Origin of the sequence: Nitrobacter sp. Nb-311A (assembly GCF_000152905.1) — a bacterium.
GTDB lineage: Bacteria > Pseudomonadota > Alphaproteobacteria > Rhizobiales > Xanthobacteraceae > Nitrobacter.
Genome location: NZ_CH672419.1, coordinates 52,850 through 79,750 on the forward strand (window position 1 = coordinate 52,850; position 26,901 = coordinate 79,750).

At 59.9% G+C, this 26,901-nt stretch carries 27 protein-coding genes; 14 read left to right on the plus strand and 13 right to left on the minus strand.

Translation table 11 applies throughout. The features are described from left to right. Window positions 1-504, minus strand: a 504-nt coding sequence (locus NB311A_RS15115) for a class I adenylate-forming enzyme family protein (RefSeq protein ID WP_009799593.1), incomplete at its 3' end; no start/stop codon positions are given. A 4-nt stretch (window positions 505-508) separates the two neighbouring features. After that, complete coding sequence (locus tag NB311A_RS15120) at window positions 509-2,302, minus strand: extracellular solute-binding protein (protein ID WP_009799592.1); 1,794 nt, start codon at window positions 2,300-2,302, stop codon at window positions 509-511. 451 nt (window positions 2,303-2,753) lie between these two features. Here NB311A_RS15120 and NB311A_RS15125 point away from each other — a divergent pair, with 451 nt between their 5' ends. After that, entirely contained in the window at window positions 2,754-3,491 is a 738-nt protein-coding gene (locus tag NB311A_RS15125; protein WP_009799591.1) for an invasion associated locus B family protein, read from the plus strand. Window positions 3,492-3,560: 69 nt separating this feature from the next. Here NB311A_RS15125 and hspQ read toward each other — a convergent pair whose 3' ends face one another. Both hspQ and NB311A_RS15135 read right to left on the minus strand, forming a co-directional pair. Next, window positions 3,561-3,893, minus strand: a complete 333-nt coding sequence (gene hspQ, locus NB311A_RS15130) for a heat shock protein HspQ (RefSeq protein ID WP_009799590.1) — start codon at window positions 3,891-3,893, stop codon at window positions 3,561-3,563. A 233-nt stretch (window positions 3,894-4,126) separates the two neighbouring features. Continuing rightward, complete coding sequence (locus NB311A_RS15135; RefSeq protein ID WP_040675589.1) at window positions 4,127-5,347, minus strand: UbiH/UbiF family hydroxylase; 1,221 nt, start codon at window positions 5,345-5,347, stop codon at window positions 4,127-4,129. Window positions 5,348-5,497: 150 nt separating this feature from the next. Here NB311A_RS15135 and pcsA point away from each other — a divergent pair, with 150 nt between their 5' ends. The 4 genes from pcsA to NB311A_RS22095 all read left to right on the plus strand — a co-directional run bounded on the left by pcsA (window position 5,498) and on the right by NB311A_RS22095 (window position 8,349). Then, window positions 5,498-6,232, plus strand: a complete 735-nt coding sequence (gene pcsA / locus NB311A_RS15140) for a phosphatidylcholine synthase (RefSeq protein WP_009799587.1) — start codon at window positions 5,498-5,500, stop codon at window positions 6,230-6,232. Beyond that, window positions 6,229-6,954, plus strand: coding sequence for a TerC family protein (locus tag NB311A_RS15145; protein ID WP_009799586.1), 726 nt, complete (start codon window positions 6,229-6,231; stop codon window positions 6,952-6,954). The genes pcsA and NB311A_RS15145 overlap by 4 nt, the downstream gene beginning before the upstream one ends. Window positions 6,955-7,049: 95 nt before the next feature. Then, window positions 7,050-8,024 carry a quinone oxidoreductase gene (locus NB311A_RS15150; protein WP_009799585.1) on the plus strand — a complete coding sequence of 325 codons (975 nt, stop codon included), beginning with the start codon at window positions 7,050-7,052 and terminating at the stop codon, window positions 8,022-8,024. A gap of 178 nt (window positions 8,025-8,202) precedes the next feature. Next, on the plus strand, window positions 8,203-8,349 hold the full coding sequence (locus tag NB311A_RS22095) for a hypothetical protein (protein ID WP_009799584.1): 147 nt from the start codon (window positions 8,203-8,205) through the stop codon (window positions 8,347-8,349). 8 nt (window positions 8,350-8,357) lie between these two features. Here the strand turns inward: NB311A_RS22095 and NB311A_RS15155 are convergent, their stop codons facing one another. Genes NB311A_RS15155 through pxpB form a run of 3 tightly spaced genes read right to left on the minus strand, consistent with a single transcriptional unit; the run spans window position 8,358 to window position 10,920 of the window. Next, the gene (locus NB311A_RS15155; protein WP_009799583.1) at window positions 8,358-9,125 is read right to left on the minus strand and encodes a LamB/YcsF family protein; all 768 of its coding nucleotides are present in this window, start codon (window positions 9,123-9,125) and stop codon (window positions 8,358-8,360) included. Window positions 9,126-9,151: 26 nt separating this feature from the next. Continuing rightward, on the minus strand, window positions 9,152-10,189 hold the full coding sequence (locus NB311A_RS15160; protein ID WP_009799582.1) for a biotin-dependent carboxyltransferase family protein: 1,038 nt from the start codon (window positions 10,187-10,189) through the stop codon (window positions 9,152-9,154). Continuing rightward, the gene (pxpB, locus tag NB311A_RS15165) at window positions 10,186-10,920 is read right to left on the minus strand and encodes a 5-oxoprolinase subunit PxpB (protein WP_009799581.1); all 735 of its coding nucleotides are present in this window, start codon (window positions 10,918-10,920) and stop codon (window positions 10,186-10,188) included. Before pxpB ends, NB311A_RS15160 begins: the two co-directional genes overlap by 4 nt. Before the next feature lie 134 nt (window positions 10,921-11,054). On the opposite strand from pxpB, the gene NB311A_RS15170 reads away from it, so the two are divergent. The 3 genes from NB311A_RS15170 (at window position 11,055) to NB311A_RS15180 (ending at window position 13,444) form a co-directional block, all read left to right on the plus strand. Continuing rightward, window positions 11,055-11,465 carry a cupin domain-containing protein gene (locus tag NB311A_RS15170; RefSeq protein ID WP_040675593.1) on the plus strand — a complete coding sequence of 137 codons (411 nt, stop codon included), beginning with the start codon at window positions 11,055-11,057 and terminating at the stop codon, window positions 11,463-11,465. Between the two features lie 386 nt (window positions 11,466-11,851). Then, complete coding sequence (locus NB311A_RS15175) at window positions 11,852-12,631, plus strand: hypothetical protein (RefSeq protein ID WP_009799579.1); 780 nt, start codon at window positions 11,852-11,854, stop codon at window positions 12,629-12,631. A gap of 87 nt (window positions 12,632-12,718) precedes the next feature. Further along, on the plus strand, window positions 12,719-13,444 hold the full coding sequence (locus tag NB311A_RS15180) for a DnaJ domain-containing protein (protein WP_009799578.1): 726 nt from the start codon (window positions 12,719-12,721) through the stop codon (window positions 13,442-13,444). A 221-nt stretch (window positions 13,445-13,665) separates the two neighbouring features. Here the strand turns inward: NB311A_RS15180 and NB311A_RS15185 are convergent, their stop codons facing one another. Further along, a complete protein-coding gene (locus NB311A_RS15185) occupies window positions 13,666-15,414 on the minus strand; it encodes a serine hydrolase (RefSeq protein ID WP_009799577.1) in 1,749 nt (582 codons plus the stop codon). A gap of 366 nt (window positions 15,415-15,780) precedes the next feature. Here NB311A_RS15185 and NB311A_RS15190 point away from each other — a divergent pair, with 366 nt between their 5' ends. After that, window positions 15,781-16,119, plus strand: coding sequence for a phasin family protein (locus NB311A_RS15190; protein ID WP_009799576.1), 339 nt, complete (start codon window positions 15,781-15,783; stop codon window positions 16,117-16,119). A gap of 192 nt (window positions 16,120-16,311) precedes the next feature. On the opposite strand, the gene NB311A_RS15195 is transcribed toward NB311A_RS15190, so the two are convergent. Beyond that, the gene (locus tag NB311A_RS15195; protein WP_245257011.1) at window positions 16,312-18,165 is read right to left on the minus strand and encodes a pilus assembly protein; all 1,854 of its coding nucleotides are present in this window, start codon (window positions 18,163-18,165) and stop codon (window positions 16,312-16,314) included. 362 nt (window positions 18,166-18,527) lie between these two features. Here NB311A_RS15195 and clpS point away from each other — a divergent pair, with 362 nt between their 5' ends. The 3 genes from clpS (at window position 18,528) to NB311A_RS20745 (ending at window position 22,158) form a co-directional block, all read left to right on the plus strand. After that, window positions 18,528-18,860, plus strand: a complete 333-nt coding sequence (clpS, locus tag NB311A_RS15200; protein WP_009799574.1) for an ATP-dependent Clp protease adapter ClpS — start codon at window positions 18,528-18,530, stop codon at window positions 18,858-18,860. A gap of 232 nt (window positions 18,861-19,092) precedes the next feature. After that, window positions 19,093-21,501, plus strand: a complete 2,409-nt coding sequence (gene clpA / locus NB311A_RS15205) for an ATP-dependent Clp protease ATP-binding subunit ClpA (RefSeq protein ID WP_009799573.1) — start codon at window positions 19,093-19,095, stop codon at window positions 21,499-21,501. Between the two features lie 360 nt (window positions 21,502-21,861). Next, window positions 21,862-22,158 (plus strand): YdeI/OmpD-associated family protein, encoded by a 297-nt coding sequence (locus NB311A_RS20745; RefSeq protein ID WP_245257017.1) that lies wholly within the window; start codon window positions 21,862-21,864, stop codon window positions 22,156-22,158. Between the two features lie 225 nt (window positions 22,159-22,383). Here the strand turns inward: NB311A_RS20745 and rplI are convergent, their stop codons facing one another. From rplI to rpsF, 4 genes are all read right to left on the minus strand, one after another. Beyond that, window positions 22,384-22,989 (minus strand): 50S ribosomal protein L9, encoded by a 606-nt coding sequence (gene rplI, locus NB311A_RS15215; protein WP_009799571.1) that lies wholly within the window; start codon window positions 22,987-22,989, stop codon window positions 22,384-22,386. Between the two features lie 30 nt (window positions 22,990-23,019). After that, the gene (locus tag NB311A_RS15220) at window positions 23,020-24,006 is read right to left on the minus strand and encodes a DUF2232 domain-containing protein (protein ID WP_009799570.1); all 987 of its coding nucleotides are present in this window, start codon (window positions 24,004-24,006) and stop codon (window positions 23,020-23,022) included. Between the two features lie 128 nt (window positions 24,007-24,134). Continuing rightward, window positions 24,135-24,374 carry a 30S ribosomal protein S18 gene (rpsR, locus tag NB311A_RS15225; RefSeq protein WP_009799569.1) on the minus strand — a complete coding sequence of 80 codons (240 nt, stop codon included), beginning with the start codon at window positions 24,372-24,374 and terminating at the stop codon, window positions 24,135-24,137. Window positions 24,375-24,379: 5 nt separating this feature from the next. Then, on the minus strand, window positions 24,380-24,799 hold the full coding sequence (rpsF, locus tag NB311A_RS15230) for a 30S ribosomal protein S6 (RefSeq protein ID WP_009799568.1): 420 nt from the start codon (window positions 24,797-24,799) through the stop codon (window positions 24,380-24,382). Window positions 24,800-25,175: 376 nt separating this feature from the next. On the opposite strand from rpsF, the gene fabD reads away from it, so the two are divergent. Together fabD and fabG are read left to right on the plus strand one after the other, a co-directional pair. Continuing rightward, window positions 25,176-26,135 carry an ACP S-malonyltransferase gene (gene fabD, locus NB311A_RS15235; protein ID WP_040675511.1) on the plus strand — a complete coding sequence of 320 codons (960 nt, stop codon included), beginning with the start codon at window positions 25,176-25,178 and terminating at the stop codon, window positions 26,133-26,135. An 18-nt stretch (window positions 26,136-26,153) separates the two neighbouring features. Continuing rightward, on the plus strand, window positions 26,154-26,891 hold the full coding sequence (fabG, locus tag NB311A_RS15240) for a 3-oxoacyl-[acyl-carrier-protein] reductase (RefSeq protein ID WP_009799566.1): 738 nt from the start codon (window positions 26,154-26,156) through the stop codon (window positions 26,889-26,891). The last annotated feature ends 10 nt before the right edge of the window (window positions 26,892-26,901 follow it).

Consider the following 26,901-nt stretch of genomic DNA (forward strand, 5'->3'; position numbering starts at 1 on the left):
TTTCCTGTCGGCGGCAATGTCCAGCGGAACCATTCCTTCCGGCAAATTGCTGCCGAAACCGCAGACATGCCGGACGGAAAATACCTCCGCGGCCGCGTTCATTGCGAGATCGGCATGATCGACGCCGTCGATGTTGCCCATGGCGACGATCGCGCGCGCCCCCGTACGATTGATCGCTACAGTGAGTTCGGCCTGACGCCAAAGCTGGGGCAATAACGCGACAATCAGACCGGCGCGATAAGCGGCAAGCACCGTCAGCACCAATTCGATGGTGTTAGGCAATTGTACGGCTATGACCGAATTGACCGGCAAACCGGCGTCGATAAAGTGGGCCGCCAATGCCGATACGGCCCGATCCGCCTGAGCAAAGGTCAGGCTCTGCGGCGATTGTCCCGTCACCCGCAGCTTGTCGGGCGGATCGATCAGCGCCGGTCGATCCGGCTGCCGGGCGAGGATGCGGTCGAAGAGTTCATCCAGCGTGGGCGATGGATTGTTCTGGAGCACGAAATCACTTGCTCGGCTTCGGCGGCCTTCGCCACCATGTTTCGGGGAGGTATCCAGTCAACGCGGTCGCTACTGGTCGTTCTATCCGATTCCAGCGCGCGATCCATTGTTCTCGAACGTTGTAGACCGGAATTGCATAAAATCCGGACATCAGGACCCGGTCGAGCGCGCGAACCGCATCGACGAAATCCGGCCGCCGCCGGGCCTTGAGCATGGCTGCGATCATGGCATCGACCGCCGGGTTCTTGACGCCCATGTAGTTTCGGGTGCCGTGGATGTCGGCGGCTTCGCTACCCCAGTAGAAGGACTGTTCGTTGCCGGGCGACAGCGATTGATCCCAGCGATTCTGGATCATGTCAAAATCAAACCCGAGCCGGCGCTGATCGAACTGCACGCCATCGACCGAGCGCACGGACACTTTAATGCCAGCCCGCTTGAGATCACGCGCGTAAGTGAGCGCGATGCGCTCCTGATCGCGGGTGGTCACCAGCATTTCGAAGGCGAGGGGTGCCTTGGTCGAGCGATGACGTAAAACCGTGCCGTCGAACTCATAACCCGCTTGCGTCAGAAGCGCGAGGGCAATGCGCAGGGTCTCGCGGTCCCGGCCTGAACCGTCGGTCACCGGAAGGCGGTAGCTGCCGTCGAGAATGTCGCCGCGCACGGCGGACGGAAACGGCTTCAGCAGCGACCGCTCTCCTTCGTCCGCAGCGCGTGCGTAGGCGGATAGCTCCGATCCTGCAAAGAAGCCGCCGGCGCGGCTGTAAAGTCCGAAAAAATAGTTGCGGTTGATCCACTCGAAATCAAACAGCAGCGTCAGCGCCTCGCGGACGCGAACATCGGAAAATATCGGCCGCCGCGTATTGAACACCAGATATTCCGAGGGTGCGGGCAGGCCGGTCTTGAGAGCTTCCCGAACGAGCTGGCCATTGCCCGCAGCCGGAAAGTCGTACCCCTCGTGCCAGCGCAGCGGTTCGGTCTCGACACGAAAATCATATAGACCGCGCTTGAACGCCTCGAACTGACTGTTGGCTTCCCGATAGAAGTCGAACCTGATCTCGTCGAAATTCCACAGGCCGCGATTGACCGGCAGGTCGCGCCCCCAGTAGTCCGGGTTGCGAGTCAGCGTCACACTGGCTCCAGGCTTGACCGCGGTCACGCGATACGGCCCGGACCCCAAAGGAGCGGTCATCGAGGTCTGCTCGAAAGTAGCGGCATCGATGGCATGTTTCGGCAAAATCGGCATTAAACCGAGAATCAAGGGCAGTTCGCGATCCTCGGTTCCACCAAAATCGAAACGTACTGTGCGCTCATCGATCGCCTCTGCCGCTGCAACCTTCGAATAATATTGCCGATGATTGGGGCGGCCCTTGTCCCGGAGGAGTTGCCAGGAAAAGAGTACGTCTTCGACGCGGACGGGCCTTCCGTCGCAAAAGCGCGCCTGCGGATTGAGATGGAAGGTGGCGTAGGTGCGGGCATCGTTGGTTTCGATCTTGTCCGCCAGCAGACCGTAGAGTGTGAAGGGTTCGTCGTTGCCTCGGACCATCAGGCTTTCGACCACGAAACCCCGAATTTGCTGGAGCGCGACGCCTTTGACGATGAAGGGATTGAGGCTATCGAAGCTGCCGGAAACACTCTGAACCAGCTTCCCGCCCTTGGGAGCGTCCGGATTGACATATGGCATCTCGCTGAAATCAGGCGGCAAGACTGGTTTGCCATGCATTGCGATGGCATAGCCTGGATTCGCCCGAACATCTTGGCATCCGGCAGCGATCAGCCCGACCGCCAGCGTCAGACACATTCCTGTCCGGCTGCGGTGACGCGGTCTCATCGAAAACGCCGGGTCCGTTTTGATTCGAACTTACTCACAAGAAATTTTATCACAATTGCCCCGACCTCGTATGAAAGGGATGTCGAAAACGTATGTTGCCATTGATCTTTTTCTGAGCCCTTGTATTGAAAGCCGGCAATTGACCATGATAGCGCGAACCGTCACGTAACCGCCTCATTTCACTAAGAGACAGCCGCCAGATGGTCTGCGCCGACGCCTGCCCTTCGGGGGCGAGTCTAGTGGAGTGAAATCGACATTTTTGCCAGCCGACCGCGTCGGGAACACGAGTGTCGAATTCGGAACTCCAACAGCAATTGGGTTTGCAAGCGGTCCTTCGCTTTCACATTCGCAGAAGGCCCGCTGATACGAAACCGCGAATGTTAGAATAGGACCACTGGCGTTCAGGAAAGGGTTTTCCGCAATGAATTTTCGTCTCTTGACCGCGTCCGCCTTGCTTCGCGGGCGGGCCTTTGCCCTGTTCGCCGCGGTGACGCTTGTGGCCGTTCCATTTGTGTCGGACGCTTTTGCCCAGCATCCGCCCGCCTCATCCAAAGGCAAGGCGGAAGCCGCAAAGGGAGCGCCAGCGACTCCGTCAGCGCCGGCCGACCAGCAGGTGCAGCTGATCTATGCGCCTTGGACCAAGTTCTGCCTGAAGGGTCAGGATGCAAAGGCCAAGCAGATCTGCTTTACTGGCAAGGATGGGCGGATCGAATCCGGCCAAGTCGTGATCGCAGCGGTCATCATCGAGCCGGAAGGCGAGCCGAAGAAGATCCTCCGCGTGACGCTGCCGCTCGGCATGCAACTCGTCCATGGAACACGGATCATCATCGACAGCAATCCGCCGCAGCAGAGCCCTTACGTGATCTGTTTCACCAATGGCTGCATGTCGGATTATGAACTGACGGCAGACATGCTCGCGCACCTGAAGAAGGGCCAGAACCTGATCGTGCAGGCGATCAATTCCAACGGCGCACCGCTGACATTGCCACTCCCGCTGGCTGAGTTCGCCAAGGCTTATGACGGGCCGCCGACCGATCCGAAGGCATTCGAAGAGAGCAACAAGAAGCTGCAGGAAGAGCTGCAGAAGCGGGCCGCCGAGGCGCGCGCGAAACTCGAAGCCACTCAGCGGAATGCTGGAGCACCTACCGCCAAGCAATAGCTTTCTCGAAAGGACGAATAAAAGGGCGCTCCTCGCGGGGCGCTTTTTTATTGATGGGTAGCCGCGCCTTCAGTTCAGGGAGGGATTGCGAGGACGATAGCCGCCGGATTCGTCCTGGACGAAAATCTTCGTAACCTGCGAATGCCGGATCGGCTCACCGGAGTCGTCCGACAGAAGGTTCTGCTCGGACACATAAGCCACGTATTCGGAATCCGCGCTCTCTGCAAGCAGATGGTAGAAAGGCTGGTCCTTATGGGGCCGGATATTCTCCGGGATCGAGAGCCACCATTCTTCCGTGTTGTTGAAGACCGGGTCGATATCGAAGATCACGCCACGAAATGAAAAAATCCGATGGCTAACGATTTGGCCGATCTGGAATTTGGCGATACGCGCTTTGATCATCCTTGACCGAATAGACCAGGACTGCGGTCGAAGCTAGAGCCTTTCTGCTCCTGATTGAATTGCAAGCGGGGTTCTCGGATTCTGATTTGACGCGTTTCCGTCGCGCGAACCAGTATCCACTTCGCTCGAAAACATGATCCCGAAAAGGGAAAACCGGCTTTCGGAGGAGAAGATCATGCTCGATCAAAAAGCTAAGGTTAGAGTCTGATTCAGCGCAGTTGAATCCGACTCGTTCACGGCGACCCGAATCGGGTTTCTTTGTATGAACGTTGCCGCCACGACGGCGAAAGACCCTCGCGCATGGCAAGACGTCGGAGCGGGCCGACCTTGCTGATCAAGTGCAACCCGAGCGCGCGTGCGGTCTGGATCGGCAGGAAATCACTCAACAGCGACCGGTTCGCCATGTCGATCGCGAACGTCCGGCTTAGGACGTCGCTGCGCCGGGCCGTTTCAAATCGCGCGAGAGTCCGGGATGCGCCTGGGTCTTCGCCGCAAGCGAGAGCGTCACGGACAACATCCGCGATGTCGGCGGCGTCGCGCAGACCAAGGTTCAGCCCCTGCGCACCGATCGGCGGTAGAACGTGGGCCGCTTCGCCGACCAGTACAATGCGGTTGCTTGCAAAGCGCGCCGGGCGCTCGATCCCCAGCGGAAACAGATTTCGCCCCTGGCCGACCTGAAGCCGTCCAAGGATCGAATGCGACTGCCGTTCGGCGGCTTCGGCCAAATCAGCGTCGCTTAGGGCGGAAAGCCTTGTCACCTCCGTTGGAGAGGCGACCCAGACGACGCTGGAGCGGTTGCCGGGCAATGGTACGAAAACGCAGGGACCATGCGGCGTGTGAAATTCGGTCGAGACGTTTTTGTGCGGCCGGCTATGCGCGACATTGAACGTCAATGCAGCCTGATCGAGCGCACGACGTGTAATGCCGATTCCCGCGGCCTTGCGGCAATGCGACTGCCGTCCATCGGCGCCGACGACCACATGAGCGGTCAACGTCTCTCCCTGCGACGTCCTGATGGTGACTGCGGCTTCGTCCGGCGTTACGTGCTCAGCTTCGCCGTCGATCCGCGTGAGGCTTCCCGCTTCCGCGGCTCGCGCCTCCATGGCGGCCATCAGCGAGCGGTTTTCAATATTATAGCCGAACGCATCGAATCCGATCTCGGCAGAGGAGAAACGTACCTCCGGAGCCCGGATAAGACGCCGGGTATCGTCGACGAGCCGCATGACACGAAGCGCCGCGGCATCGGCCTCGCAACGTGGCCATATGTCAAGCTGCCGCAACAGATCGACGGAACCGCCCAGTAGCGCCGTTGTTCGATTATCGCCATAGCCAACGCGCCGCGCGATCAGCGCTGTCCGCGCCCCGGCATGGGACAGGGCGATCGCCGCAGCCAATCCGGCCGGCCCCCCGCCCACCACCGCGACATCAAAGGCCGGTTTCGTGCTCTCATTCATGGATCGACAATCGGCATTCGCAGCGACATTTTCAAGCCCGCAGACGAGCAGGGTCAGAACCGGCAGGAGCCGTTCCCTGTCGCTCGCGCGGCGGACCGCCGCAACGAGCATTATACAAACCGGTTCGATTCCTGTTAGCAAGATGTGCAAATGAGCCAACCAAGCCGGCAGGACCCGCTATCCAGATCCCGAACGTCGCGCGCTGCCGCGCTGTTCGTCCATGTTTTCACAGCGACTGGGGCCGGAATTGCGCTGCTCGCCATGCTCGAAGCCGTGCGGGAGCACTGGGCGGCCATGTTTGCCTGGCTGGGGCTTGCGCTCCTGATCGATGGCCTGGACGGGCCAATGGCGCGGCGGTTGAATGTCGAGGCAGCGCAGCCAAACTGGTCCGGGGAGATACTTGATCTGGTTGTCGACTTCCTCACCTACGTGTTTGTTCCTGCCTATGCCATTATCGCGAGCGGGCTGCTGCTTCCGCTCGCCGCGCCCTTGCTGGGCGTAGGCATCGTGATCAGCAGCGCGCTCTATTTTTCCGATCGCCGGATGAAAACCGAGGACAATCACTTTCGCGGTTTTCCGGCGCTCTGGAACGCCGTGGCGTTCTATCTGTTCCTGCTGCATCCATCGCCTGCGGTATCAGCGTTTGCCATCGCTGCGCTCATCGCGCTGACGTTCGTTCCTGTCAGGGTGTTGCATCCGGTACGGGTGAAGCGGTTTCGCGGTTTCAATCTGTCCTTGATCGCAGTATGGGCTGCGCTTGCGATGGTGGCCGTTATCAACGATTTCAATGTGGCGATGCCGGTCACTGCCGCGCTTTGCGCCATTGCGCTTTACGTCGTCTGTGGCGATGCCGTGATCCGTCTCCTGAGGCCAGAGAACCGATGATTGAATTGCTGACCAGCCCGGAAGCATGGGCTGCACTCGTGACATTGACTGTGCTCGAGATTGTGCTGGGCATCGACAACGTCATTTTCCTGTCAGTGATTGTTTCGCGGATTCCGCCGAAGCAGGCGAAGCGAGCGCGCCAGATCGGACTCGCGTTGGCGGTGGTCTTCCGCATTGCTCTGCTCACCGTTCTGGTCTGGTTGATCGGCCTGACCACGCCGGTGTTAACAGTGCTGGACTTCGCATTCTCCTGGCGCGACATCATCCTGATCGGTGGCGGCTTGTTCCTGATCGCCAAGGCTACGCACGAGATCCATGGCGAGGTAGAAGCGCGTGAACACGAGGCGGACGAAACACCGAAACCACGCGCGTTCCTTTTAGTCATCGTGCAGATCATCATCATCGACCTGGTGTTCTCTCTGGACTCCATCATCACGGCGATCGGCATGGCGAAAGATCTCGCGATTATGATCGCAGCCGTCATTATCGCATGCTTCGTCATGTACCTGTCGTCGGGGCCGGTGTCCCGGTTTGTTAGCAATCATCCAACAACGAAGATGCTGGCGCTGGCGTTTCTGGTGCTGATCGGGGTCGCGCTCGTCGCCGACGGATTCCATTTTCACATCCCGCGCGCCTATATCTACTTTGCGATGGCGTTCTCCGCGTCGGTGGAAATGTTCAATGTGCTGGCGAGACGCAATCGCGATAGGACGAGCCACTGAACCGCGTGAAGTTCAGTTATCTGGGCGGTCGAGTTGACAACATAATCCCGATGCCGTTCCTTTTCAGGAGTGCAGGCGGCAGGGAGGAAGGGACGATGACCAGGGCGGTACGCGTTCATCACGTCGGCGGTCCCCAGGCGCTGGTCTATGAGGCCGTGGACTTACCTGCACCGGCGCAAGGCGAGGTTCGCATCAAACAACATGCGATCGGCCTGAATTTCATCGATGTGTATTATCGGAGTGGGCTCTACAAGGCGTCGGCCACGCCGTTTATCGTCGGCAATGAGGCAGCCGGCGAAGTCGTGTCCGTTGGACCAGGCGTCACCGATTTTCATCCCGGCGACCGCGTGGCTTACTATTTCGATCTCGGCGGTTATGCGACCGAGCGCAACATTCCGGCCGACAAACTGGTCAAGCTGCCCGACCACATCACGTACGAGCAGGGTGCCGTGCTGATGCTCAAGGGACTGACAGTCTGGTATCTCCTGCACAAGACCTTCAAGGTCGAGCACGGCCATCGTGTGTTGATCCATGCCGCGGCGGGCGGCATTGGGCTTCTCGCCTGCCAGTGGGCGAAGGCGCTGGGTGCGAACGTCATCGGCACCGTTGGGTCGAAGGCCAAGGCGGACCTCGCGCTGGCCAATGGCTGCGATCACGTTATCCTCTATAATGAGGAGGACTTCGTCTCACGCGTCAAGCAGATCAGCCGCAACGAATTATGCGACGTGGTCTATGACGGCGTCGGCAAGACCACCTTTCCAGGCTCGCTATCCTGTTTGCGACCTCGCGGGTCGTTCGTCAGCTTCGGCAACGCCTCCGGTCCAGTGCCGCCGTTTGCTTTGGCTGAACTTGGTCGTCGTGGTTCACTGTTCGCCACGCGCCCGAAACTGAATGACTATGTGGCGACGCGCAGTGAGCTTCTTGAAGGCGCCGATACGCTGTTCGCCGCCGTCATCAATGGCAGGCTGCACGTTCAGATCAATCATGCCTACGCGCTGAAGGACGCGGCGAAAGCTCAGACGGACCTGGAAGGCCGTCGGACGACGGGAGCCATAATCCTCAAGCCGTAAAGCTGCGCCGCAGCATCCGGACCACCCGCGAATGGAATTTTTCCCGTAACGGGTAAGAAGAGAATTTCTGTCTGGATAAGCCGCGTTCTGAAGAATCCCATCGTTATTTTCTTCCGCGATCTTGCCCATGATGGGAACCGTCGTTCATTGTTGGTCCGTGTTGAGCCGGAGGCCAAAGATGCAACAACGATCCGAGCGCCTGAACGTTAGCGCCCGTAGCCTGAACGAGCGAACGGTGGTGCGGCTCCAGACATTCGCGCTCTATGGCTCGCTCGCCCTGATCGCCGCGGTGGTGTTCGGCTCGCTCGCTGTCCATCCGTTCTGACGGAACGGCTATTTCATTGCCCTGAAGGGCGCGACCTCGATTCCATTATCCTTGAGCGCCTTGCGCACTGCGCGCGCGATACTGACCGCGCCCGGCGTATCGCCATGAATGCAGACGGTGTCCATGCGCATTTTTATTGCCTTGCCGGTGATTGAAATAATCTCTCCGGATTGAAGCATTCTCACAACGCGGCGAGCGATATCATCCGCATGATGCAGCACCGCGCCGGGCTTGCGCCGCGACACCAGCGATCCGTCGTCTTCGTAGGCGCGGTCTGCGAACACTTCGTGCACCATCGGCAGGCCGACAGCTTCGCCGGCCGTAACAAGGCGCGAGTTTGCAAGCGCCACAAAGATGAGATCGGGGTCGACAGCCCTGATCGCGGAAGCGATTGCGCGCGCGGTCGTGTCGTCCTCGCAGGCCACATTGGCCAACGCGCCATGCGCCTTCACATGCGTGACCTTGTGCCCGGCCATAGTGGCGATCGCCTGAAGCGCGCCGATCTGGTACGCGACGAGGTTTTCGATTTCGCTCGGCGTAATGCCGGCGATCGGACGTCGCCCGAAGCCATGCAGATCGCGATAGCCGGGGTGTGCGCCGATGCTGACGCCGTGCGCCTTGGCGAGATCGACGGTCTTCTTCATAGTGTCCGCATCGCCGGCATGGAAGCCGCAGGCAACGTTAACGGAGGTCGCAAGCTCGACCATGGCGGCATCGTCGCCCATCGGCCAGACGCCGAAGCTTTCGCCGAGATCGCAGTTGAGGTCGATGGTCATGATTCGTCCGATATGAAGAGCGGTTCTTATTGCTCCAATGGCGGCCAAGTCTGCCACGTCCCGCTGTCGAATGCATTCACCGCGGTTCCGCCGATATTGGCGTTCTGCAATGCATCATTGATGTTCGCGTTGCGTATCTCGAACACACGGTCAGGCAGCGTTCGCAACAGGTCCGCCATGGAGCGCGCCACAGTCTGCGCTTCGGCGATGGTGACCGCCTTGAATCGAAAGCTGCGGCCCACAGGAATTTGGGCGAAGCGACCGAGGTCCGAGGTAATGACGGTTGCGATTTTTGGATAGCCACCGGTGGTGCCACGATCTGGCATCAGAACGATCGGTTGTCCGCTGCCGGGAATCTGAATGCTGCCATTCACGGTGCCATCGGAAACGATGTTATGGCCGTGAAGATGTTTGATGGTCGGGCCTTCGAGACGATAGCCCATGCGATCGCTCGCCGCGGAGATTTTCCATTCGCTGCCAAGGAATAGTTCCGTAGCCTCGCCGAATTCATCGTCCTGCGGACCCATCACGATGCGGATCGGGCCGTCGGCTTGAATGGGCAGTTCGATTCCGTGTTCGATCCCAGCCCTTGCCGTATCCACATCGAGTACGTCACCGGCCTGGAACGGCCGCGGAAATGGGCTGCCTAGGCCAGCGCGGGCATTGACAGCGAGGCTGCCAAACATCGGCTCACCCTTCACTCCGCCTTCGATCGCAAGGTAGCTGAACATGCCGTCACGCGCCGCGCCGAGTGTCAGGCTGTCGCCGCCGACGAGCGTGCACGATTCGTTGAACGGAACCGATCGTCCCGAAACTTCAGCATCCCGCACCGCTCCCGTGAGCGCCACACGCACCGTGCCTTCGCGAACAGCGAAGCTTGTGCTGAATGGGCCGATTTCTATCGCTGCGGCAAAGGGCGGATTGCCGACCAGGCAGTTACCTGCAGCCAGCGCGAGGCGATCCACCGCGCCGCTCGGCGTCAGCCCATAGCGCTGCGCGCCGTAGCGCCCGCCGTCCTGAACCGAGGTCGCGGGCCCGACAGCCGTGAGGACGAGTTTGCTCACGGCGCCACCAATTGAGCGACAATCTCGCCGCGTTCGGCAGCGCGATCCTGTTCCACGAATTGCTTGCCGTCGATCGCATAAAAGGTAATGGCGTCTCCGGGTTCGAGCAGGAAAACAGGATTGCGATGGAGTTGATAAGTGCGCACGGCGGTTCGTCCCAACAGGCGCCAGCCGCTGGGTCCGGCAAGGCACTGGATGCCAGCCTGAAGACCTCCGATCGAAACTGCGCCCGATGGCGTAAGCAGACGCGGGCTCCGCAGCCGTGGGATATGCAGCGAACGATCGAGGCCGCTCAGATAGGACCAGCCCGGCGTAAACCCGAGCATGGCGACACGGTAGTCGCCGGCGACGTGGCGCGCCACGACGTCGTCAGGCGTCATGTTCAACGTGTTCGCGATATCTTCCAGATCGATGCCGTTCTCGCCGCCATAGGCAACTGGAATGCGCCAGCGCCGGGCCGAGCTTGTCGGTGGAACGGGCAGCCGCGCGAGCATGGACAGGCGTTCCGCAAGTTCTTCGACATCGATCCGAACGGGATCGTAGTGAACGAGCAGCGATCGATAGGTCGGCACCGTTTCCGTAACGCCGTCGATCGGGGTGTCCGCGAGCGCGCGATCAAGCGCAAGAACGCGACGGTTGGCCAGTTCATCGATGACGCGGCCGAATTCCACCGTAACGGCGGCGTCACCGCTCGGCAGCAGGCGGGGAGGGGGCGGAGGCGGCGTAGCCATGGCCGATCAATAAGTTTCGTTCGTGACGGATGAAAAAGCGTTTCAGATACCGAGTTGACATGAAGGACGTATGCAATTCCAATAAATTCTTGTCGGCGGCGCGCATTGTGCGCGACAACCCGGGAGGTCAAAAAATGGATATCCATCAGGCAGGTTCGCGGCCGGCAAAACCTGGGCCCAGGGAATATTTTTCCGGCACGGTTTCGGTCGAACCAATCATCGCGACCGCGAACGCACCCTCGCGCGTCCTCGCCGCGAGCGTCGCATTCGAGCCGGGTGCGCGCACCGCATGGCACACTCATCCGCTCGGCCAGACGCTCTACGTGGTTTCCGGCGTCGGGCTGGTCCAGTCCGAGGGCGGGCCGATCCGCGAAATCCACCCCGGCGATACGGTATGGTTTTCACCGGGTGAAAAGCACTGGCACGGCGCGGCGCCAGCCACGGCCATGACTCACATCGCGGTGCATGAAGCTCTGGACGGGAGCGCCGTCACCTGGATGGAACACGTCACGGACGAGCAATATGCCGGCAAGGTTGGCGGCTGACGAAATCAAAGCCCGTCATGCTGATGCGGCAGGGCTCAGGACGCAAAAACAAAAATAGACTCCGGCCTTTTGAGATCGTCGTGAGCGAAGCATGCCCTCGGGCCTGACCCGAGGAGGGAACTGGTTTGCATAAGCGGAAGGCTCTAGCCAAACGATTTTGCCCCACGGCTATAACCTCACATCACGAACATATGACCTTATACTCTCAAAAAGTCCGGAAGAGTTTGGATCGCTGAATCGCTCGATTCCCCACTCAGGAGTGGCCGACAACGGTGGAACAGACAGGGTCTGGTTTTGATCGGGCAGCCGGCTCTCTGCCACATGCATACCGCTTGAATTATCAGCGGTTTGCGCCACATAGTGCCTTTAATCCCTTGCGAGTCTCTATGTCCTACGATCCGGAGCCGCCGAAACGTCCCCTGAAGCCGTCGACCTGCCGGAGCCAGTTGTCCGACAGAGATGCTTCGCTGCCCGATCTGAAATCGTCGTCGTCGTCCGATATAGCTGCATTCGTGGCCAAGGCGCGTTCCATGTCGCCTTACGCGGCGGCAGGTGGCCACGGCAGGCTGATGTTCGCGCTCGACGCTACCATGAGCCGGCAGCCGACGTGGGACATGGCCTGCGCTCTACAAGCCGATATGTTTCGCGAAGCGGTCGGCATCGGCAGCCTCGACATTCGCCTCGTCTACTATCGCGGACTCAACGAATGTCGTTCCAGCGGCTGGATATCCGACAGTGCAAAGCTGGCAAGGTTGATGAGCACCATCGATTGCCGCGGCGGCAATACTCAGATTGGCAAGGTTCTCTCGCATGCGCGCAGTGAAGCGGTTGCTTCCGGTATCAAGGCTGTTGTGTTTGTCGGCGACGCAATGGAAGAGTCGATCGACAATCTTTGTGCGAAAGCCGGAGAATTGGGATTATTGAAAGTCCCTATGTTCATGTTCCAGGAAGGACATGATGCGGTCGCCGAGCAGGCTTTTCGCGAAATCGCGCGGCTGACCGGAGGCGCATGGTGTCGGTTCGATCCTGGCGCAGCGACCCAGTTGCGCGAATTGCTCCGTGCGGCCGCAGCTTACGCCGCGGGCGGCCGGGAGGCCTTGCAGCGGTTGTCGACAACTGTAACAAGTGCGACCCGGTTATTGGGCCAGATGAAGTTGGCACCGTAGCTCGCATTGTCGTAGCGTCGCTATGCCGCCGTAGGCCGCTGCATACAGCCGCTTTCGTTGCCTGCGACAAACTACTATTTATTCGCCATGCCGACCCTGATAGCAGGCCTCTTCACCTTCCTTTTTCTGTATTTGCTGCTCCAGTTGCTGCGAGCAGCAAATCCAGCGGTACTGGCGCGAGCTATCAGGCTCGCCGGCGGCATCATAGCGTTTGCGATGGCGGCTTTTATCGGCATCAAGGGCGAATTGGCGCTTGCGCTGCCGCTGGCGGCCCTCGGCGTCGGACTTTTGGGGTGGTCGCCGTCGGGCATGTCCTTTTTCGCCAGACTTCTGGGCGTGGGAATGCAGCAGCATACGACCACCGGACATACTTCCCGGGTTCGTTCGCAGTTTCTCGATATGGTCCTGGATCACGACAGCGGTCGTCTCGGCGGACAGATCATCGACGGACCAGACGCCGGCCGTTCACTGGATGATTTCGACCTGCCTCGGCTTCTTGCAATGATGGCCGGCTTCGACGCGGAGAGCTGCGCGTTACTTGAAACTTATCTGGACCGCCGGTTTCCCGCCTGGCGTCATAACGCGCAAGGCGATCCGGCAGGGGGGAGGAGCGACGCGCCGCCTGGCGGAAAAATGACTGACGAGGAGGCCTATCAGATCCTTGGCTTGCAGCCGGGGGCGGGAAGGGACGAGATTCGTCGCGCGCATCGGGGGTTGATGAAGAAACTGCATCCCGACCAGGGGGGGTCGACGTATCTGGCGGCCCGCGTAAACGCGGCCAAGGATACTTTGCTTCGCACTCATCGCAGTTAACTCCAACAACGCCACCAAACGCTACACTGCGAGTTGCTACTATTCTCTGTCGGACGAGGCCCCATTTTCGCCCGCCGTTGTCCGTCGGGTCGATCGTTGTTTTGAACATTATCCGCCAATTCTTGACGAGTGGTTTGCGCGGGATGATTTCGGGGACAGGACGTGGATCACCTACGCCTGGATCGATCCTGACGTCGCATGAACAAAAATGCGGGCTGCGATCAGTTTTTGATCGTGATGCAGGATATATCCGAACGCTTCAGGGTGCGGCACGCGGCTTCGGCCTCGTCGCGGTCGAGACCGGCGAAGCGCGCGCGATACAGTTTCTTGTTACCCTTGGCGACGGACTCAGTGAAGGGATCGGCCTTGCCCAACACCTTGGGCGCGCGACCTCGGGCCGCCTCGAGACGTTCACGCGCCTGACTCTCCGTTTCCAGTGCGCCGACCTGAATGATCCAGCCCGAATGCGACGGCACCGGTTTGAGCGCGCCATTCTTCTGAACTGTCCGCGGCTGAATCGCCGATCCGGAATCCGTATGAGCCATCGCCTGCTTTGTCGAAGAGGGAAGACTCGAAGCCGGAAGGACGCCCAGGATGCCCTGACCGGTGCCAAAGTTGGCGGGTTGCGGTGGCATGTTCGCCCGCGCTACGATGGAGCCCGACGTTTCCGGTGTCCTGTCGTGATCCGTTGTGGTGTTGCCGGCGGCTGGCGAGACAGAAGGCGCCGGGCCGGCCGAAGCCAACCTGACCGATTTCGCCCTGACCTGCACAGTCTTGACCCGCACCGGCTTCATCGGTTCGGTGGAACCGGGAACGGCGTCGATAGGCTGGGTCTCGATAACGCCGCTGGTCAACGGAGCGGGTTCAGATGTGGGCCGCCTGGGGGGCAACGCGGTGGTCGAGGCCGTTGTCAGCGAGCGGGCGGGACGTTCAGTCGGCAGTGCGACGGGTTCAGGCGCCGTGGATGCGACTTGAACGGCGCCGTCCACCTGCCTCAGGCTATTGGGTCGTGAGCGGGCCTGATCTTCGGCCGCCTTCGCATTGGCCTCCGCAGTACTGCGTTCGGCAATGGCGGCAACCGTCCGCCGCGTCGCGGCCTTGTCGAGATTCTCGGCCAGCAGTTTACGCATGGTCGCATCGCGTGAACTGCCGCTGCGACCGCCGAGAACGACGCCGACGAGATGGCGATTACCGCGCCTGATGTTGGTGACGAGGTTGAATCCGGAGGATCGAATATAACCGGTCTTGATGCCATCGACGCCATCGACGCTGCCGATCAGGCGGTTGTGGCCCCGAACGGTGCGGCCGCGGAACGTGAAGGAGGTGGTCGCGAAGTAACGATAGTAGCGCGGGAAACGATCCTGCAATGCACGGCCCAGCGTGGCCTGATCCCGCGCGGTAGTGATTTGATCGTCGTCGGGAAGACCGGAAGCGTTCCGATAGACCGTCCGCGTCATGCCGAGCGCGCGAGCCTTCCGCGTCATCATTCTGGCGAAGTCGTCTTCGTCGCCCGCGATCGCCTCGGCGATGACGACCGCGGCGTCGTTGGCGGATTTCGTCACCAGTCCCTTGATCGCATCTTCGACGCGGATGGTCTGGCCCTGCCGCAAACCGAGCTTCGTCGGATCCTGCGCCGCCGCGTGCGCTGAGACGCGCATTTCTGAGTCGAGGCTGATCCTGCCGGCGTCAAGACGTTCAAAAAGCATGTAGAGCGTCATCATTTTGGTGAGAGATGCCGGATGACGAGGACTGTCGGGATTGACGGACGACAGCGTTGCTCCCGAATTGGCGTCCACCACGATCGAAGCGAATGGCGGATTGTAGCTCTGCCGCACCTGCTGATGGTGGCGATGATGATGACGAGCGCGCCGCGCATCCGCCTGATCGATCGTAAAAACGACGGCGACCATCGCTGCAAGTCCGAGCGCGCCAACTCGCATAGTGTGCGAAGCCAAGGTGGTGCGAAGCATGTACTTCCCCGTCCCCATTTCGACTTTTAGTCACCGGTTCGTGAGGCAAAATTGTGCCGGGACCGTCTGATCTGAACGTTCGGCGCAACCGGTTCCCTAGGCGAAGTGGCAGGTCGGATTGCCGTTCTGGCTAAGAGCCTGACCCCATGGTGCTTTTTCTTTGTCACCAGGAACGCTCAAGATGTGGACATCAGGGTAGGGGGCCGGAGTTTCCAAAGAGTTAAGCAACTCTTGATGGCACCTGGCGGATTTAAGTTGAATGCTTGTTTTGCGTCGCACAATAATGCTTGAATTTCATTGTGCGATGCACTATAAAATAAATACACAAAATCGGCGGCTACCCGCCTGTAATGAAAGGAAATTATTATGATTAGGGTCGACGATATCCAGCAGCAGGGTAAGGAACAATTCGACGCTGCGACGACAGCTGCGGGTGGCGTTCAAAAGGGCGTTCAGGCAATCGCTGTAGCCTTCGGCGATTACACGCGAAAGTCTTTTGAAGACGGCAAAGCATTCACCGAGAAACTCGCCGGAGCGAAATCGTGGGAACAAGCCATGGAGGCGCAGACCGAATATGCCAGAACGGCCTACGAGACGCTCGTCAATGAGTCCCAGAAGATAGGCAGCCTTTACGTCGATCTCGCCAAACAAGCCTATAAGCCGCTTGAAGATTTTGCCGCGAAGTTCGTGCCAACGGCTCGCTGATAATTCGCGAAAAACAAAAACCCGGCCACCTAAAGTTTTCACCGTTTCCTGAAAGCGATGAAAACTTTAGCATGTAGACTTGATGCGCTTTCTTCACGCGACCCGGTATCTATCCTTCGGGCCAGGCGCGAGGACATGCTTCGCTCGAAAAGGCCGTGCATCGGCCGAATTTTTGCTGGGCTGCCGAACGCGTTATTTGGCGAGGCGGAGCTGAGAGATTTGCGTGAGAATATTCTGAAAGGCGTCGGCAGTCTCGGTGGCCGACGTGATCATCTGGAAATTCCCGTCGGAGGCGCAGTTCTGCAGCACTTGCGACAGAGGATCTTTGCTGCCGACGTTGACCTGGATCGTGAAGATGGTGACGCCGCTGTCCTTGACCTTTTGACATAGCAGCGCCTGCCGCGCATCGATCGTCGGACAGGGGCCTGAGGGGGGGCAACTGTACCAGCGGTTCTGCGTGTTCAGTCCGTCGGACAGAAGGACGATATAGTCCTGATAGACGTATCCCGACTCTTTCCCCGGCGCGGCGATCGGACCGTTGGTCGTGCTGAGCGATTGCCATCCCCAGGCGAGACCGATCGACTGGTTGGTATTGCCGCTGGGCGTCATCGCATCGATCTGGTTTTTCAGAGTACTCCATTGAGAACTCATGGCCGTGATGGTGGCCGGCAGACAGTCTTTCCACTGTTCGGCATAGAACTTCGTGGAGGGCGTTCCGTCGCTGCCCGTAGAGGGCGCGGTATTTGAAATATCATATTCCCGGTCGCGGTCGTTGATGCAGCCAGTCCAGCCGCCATCGTTTGCCGCAGCGGACGGCTGCGGAGCGGCTGGGGCGGCCGCTGCCGCTCCCGGGTTGTCCGTATCGCGCCAAGGGTGGAGCACCTGGGTACAAACCTTGTTCCGGCCACTCCCGCTGCAATCACAGTGCGGGGTGGATCCGCAACTCGCGCCTGATCCCGTAGCGATGGTGTTTTTCACCGTCCGGTAGCACCCGTTGTAAAAAACGCCGGCTTTGCCCGGGATTTTGCTGCCGCTATCTACGCTGGGGCAAATGTACCCGGCATACTTTCCGCTGGAAGGAATTCTTTTGGTGTCGCTTTTGGCTCCGCTTAAAGTTGCCGGACGGTCGGCGCAGGTGAACCCGTGGCTATTTTTTTTAAAGGGGCAGTTCGAGTCTTCAACGATGTCATCCCAATTACTTGGCTTCGAGCCCCCGTAAGACGAGGCTGGGTCGAGGACCGGAGGCTCGCCCAGCCATTCGGCCCAGTTGATCCAAGCTGCGTTGTAATTGGACGTGTCAACGTTGACGTCCTTTGAGAACGGAATGATTGAAATATAGACGTCACCGGTTTTTTTGGCGAAAGCCGAGAGCGAATCGATCATGTCCTTTGCCGCCCTTTGCAGCGCGGACATCTTGCCGTTGGACGACATCGAGCCGGTGTTATCGAGCACCAGCGCCACCCTCATGCGCGAGTTGCCCCATGTGGATGTGGAACTGGTGCCGAAACTGAGTTGCGGAAAGCCGGCGATCTTCATGAAATCGGTTTGGATCGCGCCCTGTCCGGAGGCGAGGATCTTTGCCGCCGCTGATGAGCTGCTGGGAGTATAGGTCGCGCTTACGGTAACGCCGAATGCGCTTTTGTCGTTGTAAAGTGACGTAAAATAACGCTGCACCGCGTTCGTAATCTGTTGGGACGTCATGGTCGGGTTGGCCGCAGCGTCCTTGGAAACCATCAGCACCGCCGAATCCAGGGCGGCCTGCATTGAGGAGCGTGCCGCGTTCGCTCGCGTATAATCGACGGCGGCCCCCACGAATCCCAATACCGGTAGCAGGGCGATCGCGAAAATTGGTGCGATATTACCTTGAAAATCTCGACCGAAACGCTCCAGCGAATTGCGAATCCGTTTGCAAGTTGAGCTACCAGACATGGCTGTTACCGATCCCGTTGGTTCCAGCCGTATTTCGAACCCCTGGGCTAAACGGGTGGTAAAGTTGTCCTGAGAAAGCAGGTAAATAGCCGCACAAATTGCGATAACCGCTTCCAAATGCCTCTCTATCGTCAATGGAGCTTAAACGGGCTTATCGGATATTCCGGGAGGGGCAGGAAGGGCCGGTTAACCATCGGCCCGGCAGTTGGTTTCGGACCGCCAGCCGTTCAGCGGCAATTGCGATCTTGCGGCGAGGCGGATACAAACCCATACTTAAACCGTCCGGGCCAGCCGACAGTCGTAACGGGATAAGCGGCCTACCGCGGCTAGGATCGACGTAGCGCGGTTGCTTGGTTGAGCCCATCGTTGATTGTGGGAAGACATCGAACGCTTGAGCCATGTTGAAGCCGCCTGTCATTCAAATAACCGGAACGTCCGTGCTGTCGGTGGGGGATGCCCCTTCAGCACCGAGAACGAGAATGAGTGAAGACGACGACCGCGCCGGTGGCCGGGGCGATCCAGCCGCTTCAGTCATCACCAAGGTCAGACCGAAGACGAAACGTCCCAATCTCTATCGTGTGCTCATATTGAACGATGACTACACTCCAATGGAGTTCGTCGTTCACGTCCTCGAGAAGTTCTTTCAAAAGGACCTGGAAGCGGCCACCCAGATCATGCTGCATGTCCATCATCACGGCATCGGCGAATGCGGCGTGTTCACTTATGAGGTTGCCGAAACCAAAGTCACGCAGGTGATGGATTTCGCGCGCAAGCACCAGCATCCGCTGCAATGCGTGATGGAAAAAAAATAACTGTACTGGTCCCGTTAATTCGGAACGCATTTTTATGCGATTTCCGGCCGGCAGGCTCAATTCGCGCGCCGCTTGGCCCAACCGCGAATGATTCGCGGCTGCAGCGTGCTATTTGTTCGCGCAAGACGGACCTTCCCCCCGGGTGGTGTATTACTATATTATTGACGAATGTTGTTGTTGCCTGACGGGGCGATGGCGACCATGATGGCCAAGAGACCCTAGAGGACGCGGAATGCCAACTTTTTCTCAAAGCCTGGAACAATCCCTTCATCGGGCGCTCGCAATCGCCAACGAGCGGCACCATCAATACGCCACGCTCGAACATCTTTTGCTTTCGCTGGTCGACGATTCGGATGCGGCGGCGGTCATGCGGGCTTGCAGTGTCGATCTCGACAAGCTGCGCGGCAGCCTGGTGAACTATCTCGAGACTGAATTCGAGAATCTGGTCACGGCCGAAGCTGCTGACGATGCCAAGCCGACCGCCGGTTTTCAACGCGTGATCCAGCGGGCTGTAATCCATGTGCAGTCGTCCGGCCGCGAGGAAGTGACGGGCGCGAACGTGCTGATTGCGATTTTCGCGGAGCGCGAAAGCCATGCGGCCTACTTCCTGCAAGAGCAGGACATGACACGCTACGACGCGGTGAATTACATCAGTCATGGCATTGCCAAGCGCCCCGGCGTCTCCGAAGCGCGGCCGGTGCGGGGCGTGGACGAAGAGACCGAAACGAAAAGTGGCGACGACGCCAAGAAGAAGGGCGATGCGCTTGAGACTTACTGCGTCAATCTGAACAAGAAGGCGCGCGACGGCAAGATCGACCCGGTAGTGGGGCGAAACGCCGAGATCAACAGAGCGATCCAGGTGCTGTGCCGCCGGCAGAAGAACAATCCGCTCTTCGTCGGCGACGCGGGCGTTGGCAAGACCGCGATCGCCGAAGGATTGGCGAAGCGCATCGTCGACAGCGAAGTCCCCGAGGTATTGGCGGCCGCAACCGTGTTCTCGCTTGACATGGGAACGCTGCTGGCCGGCACGCGCTATCGCGGCGATTTCGAAGAACGATTGAAGCAGGTTCTCAAGGAACTGGAAGCGCACCCGAACGCGGTTCTGTTCATCGACGAGATTCACACGGTGATCGGCGCGGGAGCGACCTCCGGCGGCGCGATGGATGCTTCCAACCTGCTCAAGCCGGCGCTGGCTGCGGGAACGATCCGCTGCATGGGATCCACCACTTACAAGGAGTACCGGCAGCATTTCGAGAAAGATCGCGCGCTGGTCCGCCGGTTCCAGAAGATCGATGTCAACGAGCCCTCGGTCGAGGATGCCATTGCCATTCTCAAGGGCCTCAAGCCTTATTTCGAGGACTACCACAAGCTGAAATACACCAATGACGCGATCGAGGCGGCGGTGCAGCTGTCTTCGCGGTATATTCACGACCGCAAGCTGCCCGACAAAGCGATCGACGTGATTGACGAGTCCGGTGCGGCGCAGATGCTGGTGACCGAGAGCAAGCGGAAGAAGACCATCGGCATCAAGGAAATTGAGACTACGATTGCGGCCATGGCCCGGATCCCGCCCAAGAGCATGTCGAAGGACGATGCGGAGGTCCTCAAGCATCTTGAGCAGACCCTCAAGCGTGTGGTGTTCGGACAGGATCGCGCGATCGAAGCGCTGACCGCGTCGATCAAGCTTGCACGCGCCGGCTTGCGCGAGCCGGAAAAGCCGATCGGCGCCTACCTGTTCTCCGGTCCGACCGGCGTCGGCAAGACGGAGGTGGCCAAACAACTGGCGGAGGCGCTTGGCGTCGAGCTGCTGCGCTTCGACATGTCCGAGTATATGGAACGGCACACCGTTTCGCGGCTGATCGGCGCGCCTCCCGGCTACGTCGGTTTCGATCAGGGCGGCCTGCTGACTGACGGCGTCGATCAGCATCCGCATTCGGTGGTGCTGCTCGACGAAATCGAGAAAGCGCATCCGGATGTCTATAATGTGCTGTTGCAGATCATGGACCACGGGCGGCTTACCGATCACCATGGCAAGCAGGTTAACTTCCGTAACGTGATCCTGATCATGACCACCAATGCGGGCGCTTCCGATATGGCGAAGGCTGCGTTCGGCTTCACGCGTAACAAGCGGGAAGGGGATGATCGCGAGGCGATCAACCGTCAGTTCTCGCCTGAGTTCCGTAACCGGCTCGACGCCACTGTCTCATTCGGTCATCTCAGCACCGACGTGATTGGCCTGGTGGTAGAGAAATTCGTGTTGCAGCTCGAGGCGCAGCTTGCGGATCGTTTTGTGACGATCGATCTTTCTGATCCGGCCAAGGCCTGGTTGGTCGAACACGGCTACGACGAGCAAATGGGCGCCCGGCCGATGGCGCGGGTGATCCAGGAGCACATCAAGAAGCCGCTGGCAGACGAGGTGCTGTTCGGCAAGCTTAAGGGCGGTGGCCATGTGCGCGTCGTTCTTGTCAAAGACGAGACTGTCGCGGGCGTTGATCTCGAGAAGATCGGTTTTGAGTTCCTCGACGGGCCGGTCACCCCCAAGCCGGAGAAACTGCCCGGCGCCCGCAAGCGAACACCGCCGCGCAAACCCAGGCCAGGCGGCGGAGGCCTTGCGTCGGAGGAGCCGCTTCTTAAGGCCTGACCTGGAGCAGGATCCCGAAAAGTGGAAACCGGTTTTCGGAAAAGATCATGCTCCAACAAAAAGATGAGCGACGAATCCGGTTCAACGGGTAAAAACAAACGGCCGGTACGCCAAGTGCCGGCCGTTTGTTTGTGGACAGGCGTGGCGGCTGGCTGGCTGCGGGACGCATAACAACCGGGTCCCCCCGCTGGTCCTTTCGAGCAAGGCAGGTCCTCGGGCTTGACTGGGGACGGATGACCGGTTCGCGTCAAACCAAAATCGCGAAACCCTGCTTCTGGTACCCATCAGAACCAGAAAAATTTGAGGCGTGCTGGCCGATCGTTTGGAGGTTGCGTGGCGAATACTTTTCTACACGGCACAGTGCACGAAGCACGAGAAGACCTTCAAGCCGCCTTGCGATCGGATCCGAAAGTCCTTGCGCTGTGGGAAAGTCTGACGCCGCTCGGTCGGAATGAGTTCATCTGCTGGGTAGATGACGCAAAACAACCAAAGACGCGCCAGCGTCGCATTGAGCGAACCTGTGACGAACTGTTGGAGGGCAAGAAACGTCCGTGCTGTTGGGCGGGCTGCGTTCATCGCACCGACAAGGCGCCCGGCCGATGGCAACAGGCAGTCTTGATTGAGCAGCGAGGAAGAAAAGGCCGTAAACCGGCCTGAGCAATACTTATCTTTTATTCTTGAAATAGCGTTTTCGAACAAAGCATAGCCTCGGGCTTGACCCGAGGATGAACTTCAGTTCGCGTGAAGAAAACGCGTCAGATCAAGATCGGAGAGTCTTCCACCGTTTTCCGTGAAGCGGTGAAGGACCCCGGGTTACTCAATGGCGGGCCTCCCGCTTCCGATGGAAGCGGAGAGTTCGCGTGTCGCTCGCGAGAACGAGATTCACTTTTCCTCAGCGCTCTGCTCGTCTTCCGTGGCTGGCTCGTCATGTTGTGCTTCCGGATCAAAGAATTCGCCAGCGGCGGCGATCGCTTCGGCGGCAGCGTTGCGATCCTCCTGACGGGTGCTGATGTCCTCCCCACGCTGGATGCGCTCGGCCTCGTCCATGCTGCGGGCGACCGTGACCGTGATTTCGGCCTCGACTTCCGGATGAACCGCGACCGTCAGCTTCTGCTGGCCGATTGTCTTGATCGGCGCATCCAGCCAGACCTGGGGGCGGCTCACGATAATGCCATCGGCGGCCAGCGCGGCCACGATATCGCGGACCGTGACCGAGCCAAATAGCTGCCCGGTTTCGGAAGCCTGGCGGAGGACGACGATGTCGCGCCCGTTGATCTTCTCGGCCACTTTGGCGGCTTCGCCCTTGGCCTTGATGTTGTTGGCTTCAAGCTCGGCTTTCATGCCGTCGTATTTGGCCCGGTTCTCGGCGGTCGCACGCAGGGCCTTGCCGCGTCTGAGAAGGAAGTTGCGGGCGAAACCGTCCTTGACCTTCACGACCTCGCCCATTTGCCCGAGTTTGGCCACGCGTTCCAGCAGAATAATTTCCATGATCGATCCTCTTGTTCGTACTGTGTGAACTCACGATTTCGGCACGATCGGCGGAGGCGTGTGCCGTTGCATGTAACGTTGCCGAAATCCGAAAATTGCGTCCGCTATGCCGATGCCTACAATCGTGATGACAGGCCATACGAACATCAGCACGATGGCGTAGACCGAACCGAGCCATAGCCCACGGTTCCGCATCGTCAGGGTGATCGTGTGCAGCACGGCGAAACCCACAAGTGCATATGTCATCATCAGGCAAGCGGTAACGATCTGGGCCAGGATCGCGGGCAATCCGCCGATGAAGCACAGTGCCAGCGCGACCATCGTCGCAACCAGCGCCATCGGCGGCAGCGTCATTGTCCTCACGTCAGGCCATGGACGCCGCAGGCGTCCGGAGGTTGCGGTGACCTTGGCGGCGAGCCACACATTGAGCGTCAGGGTCGCCATCGCGATGGTTGCGGCAGCGGCGGGAGCGATGGCCACAAACACATCGACGACCTCCGAGGCGCGATCGCCTGAGGCCGTATCCCGCACATTGGTGATGCGCAGCAGCCCGCGCCGCAGGGTATCCGCAATCGTCGACGCGTCGGAACCGAGCGTGAGAAGCGCGGCGGTCGTGGTCAGCGCAGCGAAGCAGGCGATCCAGATAAGTATGCGTCCGAGCGGATACCAGTCGACCGGGGGCGGATCGCCCGGCGCTGCGTCCACCCCTTGCGGCGACGTATCCGAGGTGGCCGGGCGGCCGAGCAGCACCAGATGCCCCAGCCACCACGCCGGCAGCGCGACTGTCAGCACGAAAGCTGCGGAATAGGACGGGCCGAACAATACGCCCAGACTGGCGCCGGCGAAAGCGCCGCCGAGAGCAGCGCAGGCAGGCCCCCAGCCCATTGCCGCGACCATCAGCGGCAATGGAGCCAGGTAGAACAGCAACAGCGAGATCAGCGCGTCCGAAATGATCGATGCGAACATCAGCGCCGACGCGCAGCCGGCTGCGATCGCAATGAAGGGGTTCATATTCATCAGCTGTCCCGCTCCTTCCGAGCGGTTAGAGGTCTCGTTCGAGCCCCAACCATCGGCCTCAGGGGTAACCGGAAGCCTTATGAAACATAACGATGATGGACGCCGGCGATGCCGCCGGCGACCGGGAATTAACGGATAACGTAAGGAAGCAGGCCGAGGAAACGCGCACGCTTGACCGCGCGCGCGAGTTCGCGCTGCTTCTTGGCCGATACTGCGGTGATGCGGCTCGGCACGATCTTGCCGCGCTCGGAGACGTAACGCATCAGCAGCTTGGAATCCTTGTAGTCGATTTTCGGCGCATTCGAGCCCGTGAACGGGCAGGTCTTGCGGCGGCGGAAAAAGGGACGGCGTGCACCGGCATCAGCCATGATTCTTACTCCTCAACCACAGCGGCGGATTCCTCGCGCGGTCTGCGCGGACCGCGGTCACCGCGGAAACCACCACCACGATCGTCGCGCTCACGGTCGCGATCGGCTTTGCGCATCATCGCCGACGGACCTTCCTCATGTTCGTCTACCCGCACGGTGAGATAGCGGATGACGTCTTCATGGATGCGTTCCTGGCGCTCGATCTCATTGACGATCGTGGCGGGTCCGTCGATGTTGAGCAGCACGAAATGCGCCTTGCGATTCTTCTTCATCCGATAGGTGAGCGAACGTACGCCCCAGTTCTCGGTCTTGGTGACCTTGCCGCCCAAACCCGTGATCGCGCCGGTGATCTGGTTGGTCAATTCCTCGACCTGCTGGGAGCTCGCATCCTGGCGCGCGAGAAAAACATGCTCATAGAGAGGCATGGATGTCCTTTCCTCAAGTTGGCGCGGATCCCGACGGCAAGCCCTTCGAGACCTTGGGAAAGGACTCGGGATAAGCTCAGAAGGCGGAAGCACGGGACGACGGACCGATGGGCCCTGCCACATCAATATCGCCTGACAGGTGAAATTGCTGAGACCGTCCGTTCAGCTCCCGGCCGGGATCTGCGGATGGCGCGGGTTATACGGATTTCCGGGCCGGTTGCAAGAGATAACGCCGGCCTGCGGCTCGCGGCAATCGAAAGCCGTCGAACCACGCGGTCCGTACGCCGCCGCCGCAGTTGAAGGCCGTTGCAGCCACGCGTCTTGACATCATCCGGCTTGCGGTGTCTCTCCGGCCGGGGTTTCCAGGGGCGCGCGCATGACAGCGGCATTCACTTTTCCGGGGCAGGGGTCCCAGACCGTAGGCATGGGCAAGGCGCTGGCCGAGGCATTTCCCGTCGCCAAAGTCGTTTTTGACGAGGTGGATGCCGCCCTCGGCGAAAAATTGACCGCCACCATCTGGGATGGGCCAGCTGAAACCCTGCAATTGACTGAGAATGCTCAGCCGGCCTTGATGGCGGTTTCTATTGCCGCTCTCCGCGTACTCGAAGCCGAGGCCGGATTTTCCGTGGAGCGGGATGCCGCCTTCGTGGCCGGACATTCGCTCGGGGAATATTCCGCGCTGGCGGCCGCGGGAAGCCTGAGCATCGCCGACACGGCGCGCCTGCTGCGGACGCGCGGCCTCGCCATGCAGAAGGCGGTCCCGGTCGGCGCCGGCGCTATGGCGGCGCTGTTAGGCCTCGATTATGAGGCCGCGATGGCCGTTGCCGACGAAGCCGCCCAGGGTCAGGTCTGCCAGGCCGCGAACGACAATGGCGGCGGACAGGTTGTCGTATCCGGCGACAAGGCAGCAGTCGATCGGGCGGTCGAGATCGCAAAAGCCAAAGGCGCCAGGCGCGCGATGTTGCTGCCGGTGTCGGCGCCGTTTCATTGCAGGCTGATGCAACCCGCGGCCGACGTAATGGCGAAAGCGCTGGCTGACGTGACCATCAGCACGCCGGTGGTGCCGGTCATTTCCAATGTGCTGGCCGCTCCGATCACGAACCCTGATGAAATCCGCCAGCGCCTGATCGAGCAGGTGACAGGGACCGTACGCTGGCGTGAGTCGATCGCCTATATGGCTGAACACGGCGTGACGCGCTTTTTCGAGATCGGAGCCGGCAAGGTTCTGAGCGGGCTCGTCAAGCGCATAGCGGACGGCGCCATCGGCGTGGCCGTCGGTGGACCGAACGACATCGCGCAGGCGAGGGACGCGCTGGCTGCCGCGCACTCGGCTTAAAGAAGACAGGGAGGAGCAATGTTCGACTTGACCGATAGGACTGCGCTTGTGACAGGCGCGACCGGCGGTATCGGCGGCGCCATTGCGAAAGCGCTGCACGCGCAAGGGGCGACGGTCGCGATTTCCGGTACGCGCCAGGAGGCGCTGCACGCACTGGCGGGTACGCTTGGCGAGCGCGTTCATGTGCTGCCCTGTAACCTGTCGGATACGGCGGAGGTCGAGGCATTGGTGCCGGATGCCGAAAAGGCCATGGGGCGCGTCGACATTCTCGTTGCCAATGCGGGCGTCACACGGGACAACCTGTTTGTGCAGTTGCGCGACGAGGACTGGGATGATGTGATCAGGATTAATCTGACAGCGACATTCCGCCTGGCGCGCGCAGCGACAAAACTGATGATGCGCAAACGCTTCGGCCGCATCATCGCGATCACCTCCGTGGTCGGCGTTACTGGAAACCCGGGCCAGGGGAATTACACCGCATCGAAAGCCGGGCTGATCGGCATGATCAAAACGCTAGGCGCGGAATATGCGAAGCGCGGGGTGACGGCCAACTGTATCGCGCCTGGATTCATCGCAACACCGATGACTGACGCACTGAACGAGAAGCAGCGAGAGACGATTCTGACGAAAGTCCCTGCGGGCCGCCTCGGAACGCCGGAAGATATTGCTGCGGCTGCGGTCTATCTGAGTTCGAATGAAGCAGCCTACGTGACCGGCCAGACGATTCATGTCAACGGCGGAATGGCAATGATTTGAGGCGCTTTTG

Coding starts and splice junctions, on each gene's coding strand:
- NB311A_RS15185 (WP_009799577.1), bottom strand. CDS start 15,414: ATGCTTCGCACCACCTTGGCTTCGCACACTATGCGAGTTGGCGCGCTC.
- fabD (WP_040675511.1), top strand. CDS start 25,176: ATGACAGCGGCATTCACTTTTCCGGGGCAGGGGTCCCAGACCGTAGGC.
- clpS (WP_009799574.1), top strand. CDS start 18,528: ATGAGTGAAGACGACGACCGCGCCGGTGGCCGGGGCGATCCAGCCGCT.
- clpA (WP_009799573.1), top strand. CDS start 19,093: ATGCCAACTTTTTCTCAAAGCCTGGAACAATCCCTTCATCGGGCGCTC.
- NB311A_RS15155 (WP_009799583.1), bottom strand. CDS start 9,125: ATGACCATCGACCTCAACTGCGATCTCGGCGAAAGCTTCGGCGTCTGG.
- NB311A_RS15190 (WP_009799576.1), top strand. CDS start 15,781: ATGATTAGGGTCGACGATATCCAGCAGCAGGGTAAGGAACAATTCGAC.
- NB311A_RS15135 (WP_040675589.1), bottom strand. CDS start 5,347: ATGAATGAGAGCACGAAACCGGCCTTTGATGTCGCGGTGGTGGGCGGG.
- pxpB (WP_009799581.1), bottom strand. CDS start 10,920: ATGGCTACGCCGCCTCCGCCCCCTCCCCGCCTGCTGCCGAGCGGTGAC.
- NB311A_RS15150 (WP_009799585.1), top strand. CDS start 7,050: ATGACCAGGGCGGTACGCGTTCATCACGTCGGCGGTCCCCAGGCGCTG.
- rpsF (WP_009799568.1), bottom strand. CDS start 24,799: ATGCCTCTCTATGAGCATGTTTTTCTCGCGCGCCAGGATGCGAGCTCC.
- NB311A_RS15125 (WP_009799591.1), top strand. CDS start 2,754: ATGAATTTTCGTCTCTTGACCGCGTCCGCCTTGCTTCGCGGGCGGGCC.
- hspQ (WP_009799590.1), bottom strand. CDS start 3,893: ATGATCAAAGCGCGTATCGCCAAATTCCAGATCGGCCAAATCGTTAGC.
- NB311A_RS15175 (WP_009799579.1), top strand. CDS start 11,852: ATGTCCTACGATCCGGAGCCGCCGAAACGTCCCCTGAAGCCGTCGACC.
- NB311A_RS15120 (WP_009799592.1), bottom strand. CDS start 2,302: ATGTGTCTGACGCTGGCGGTCGGGCTGATCGCTGCCGGATGCCAAGAT.
- rpsR (WP_009799569.1), bottom strand. CDS start 24,374: ATGGCTGATGCCGGTGCACGCCGTCCCTTTTTCCGCCGCCGCAAGACC.
- NB311A_RS22095 (WP_009799584.1), top strand. CDS start 8,203: ATGCAACAACGATCCGAGCGCCTGAACGTTAGCGCCCGTAGCCTGAAC.
- NB311A_RS15220 (WP_009799570.1), bottom strand. CDS start 24,006: ATGAATATGAACCCCTTCATTGCGATCGCAGCCGGCTGCGCGTCGGCG.
- NB311A_RS15180 (WP_009799578.1), top strand. CDS start 12,719: ATGCCGACCCTGATAGCAGGCCTCTTCACCTTCCTTTTTCTGTATTTG.
- rplI (WP_009799571.1), bottom strand. CDS start 22,989: ATGGAAATTATTCTGCTGGAACGCGTGGCCAAACTCGGGCAAATGGGC.
- NB311A_RS15145 (WP_009799586.1), top strand. CDS start 6,229: ATGATTGAATTGCTGACCAGCCCGGAAGCATGGGCTGCACTCGTGACA.
- fabG (WP_009799566.1), top strand. CDS start 26,154: ATGTTCGACTTGACCGATAGGACTGCGCTTGTGACAGGCGCGACCGGC.
- pcsA (WP_009799587.1), top strand. CDS start 5,498: ATGAGCCAACCAAGCCGGCAGGACCCGCTATCCAGATCCCGAACGTCG.
- NB311A_RS15170 (WP_040675593.1), top strand. CDS start 11,055: ATGGATATCCATCAGGCAGGTTCGCGGCCGGCAAAACCTGGGCCCAGG.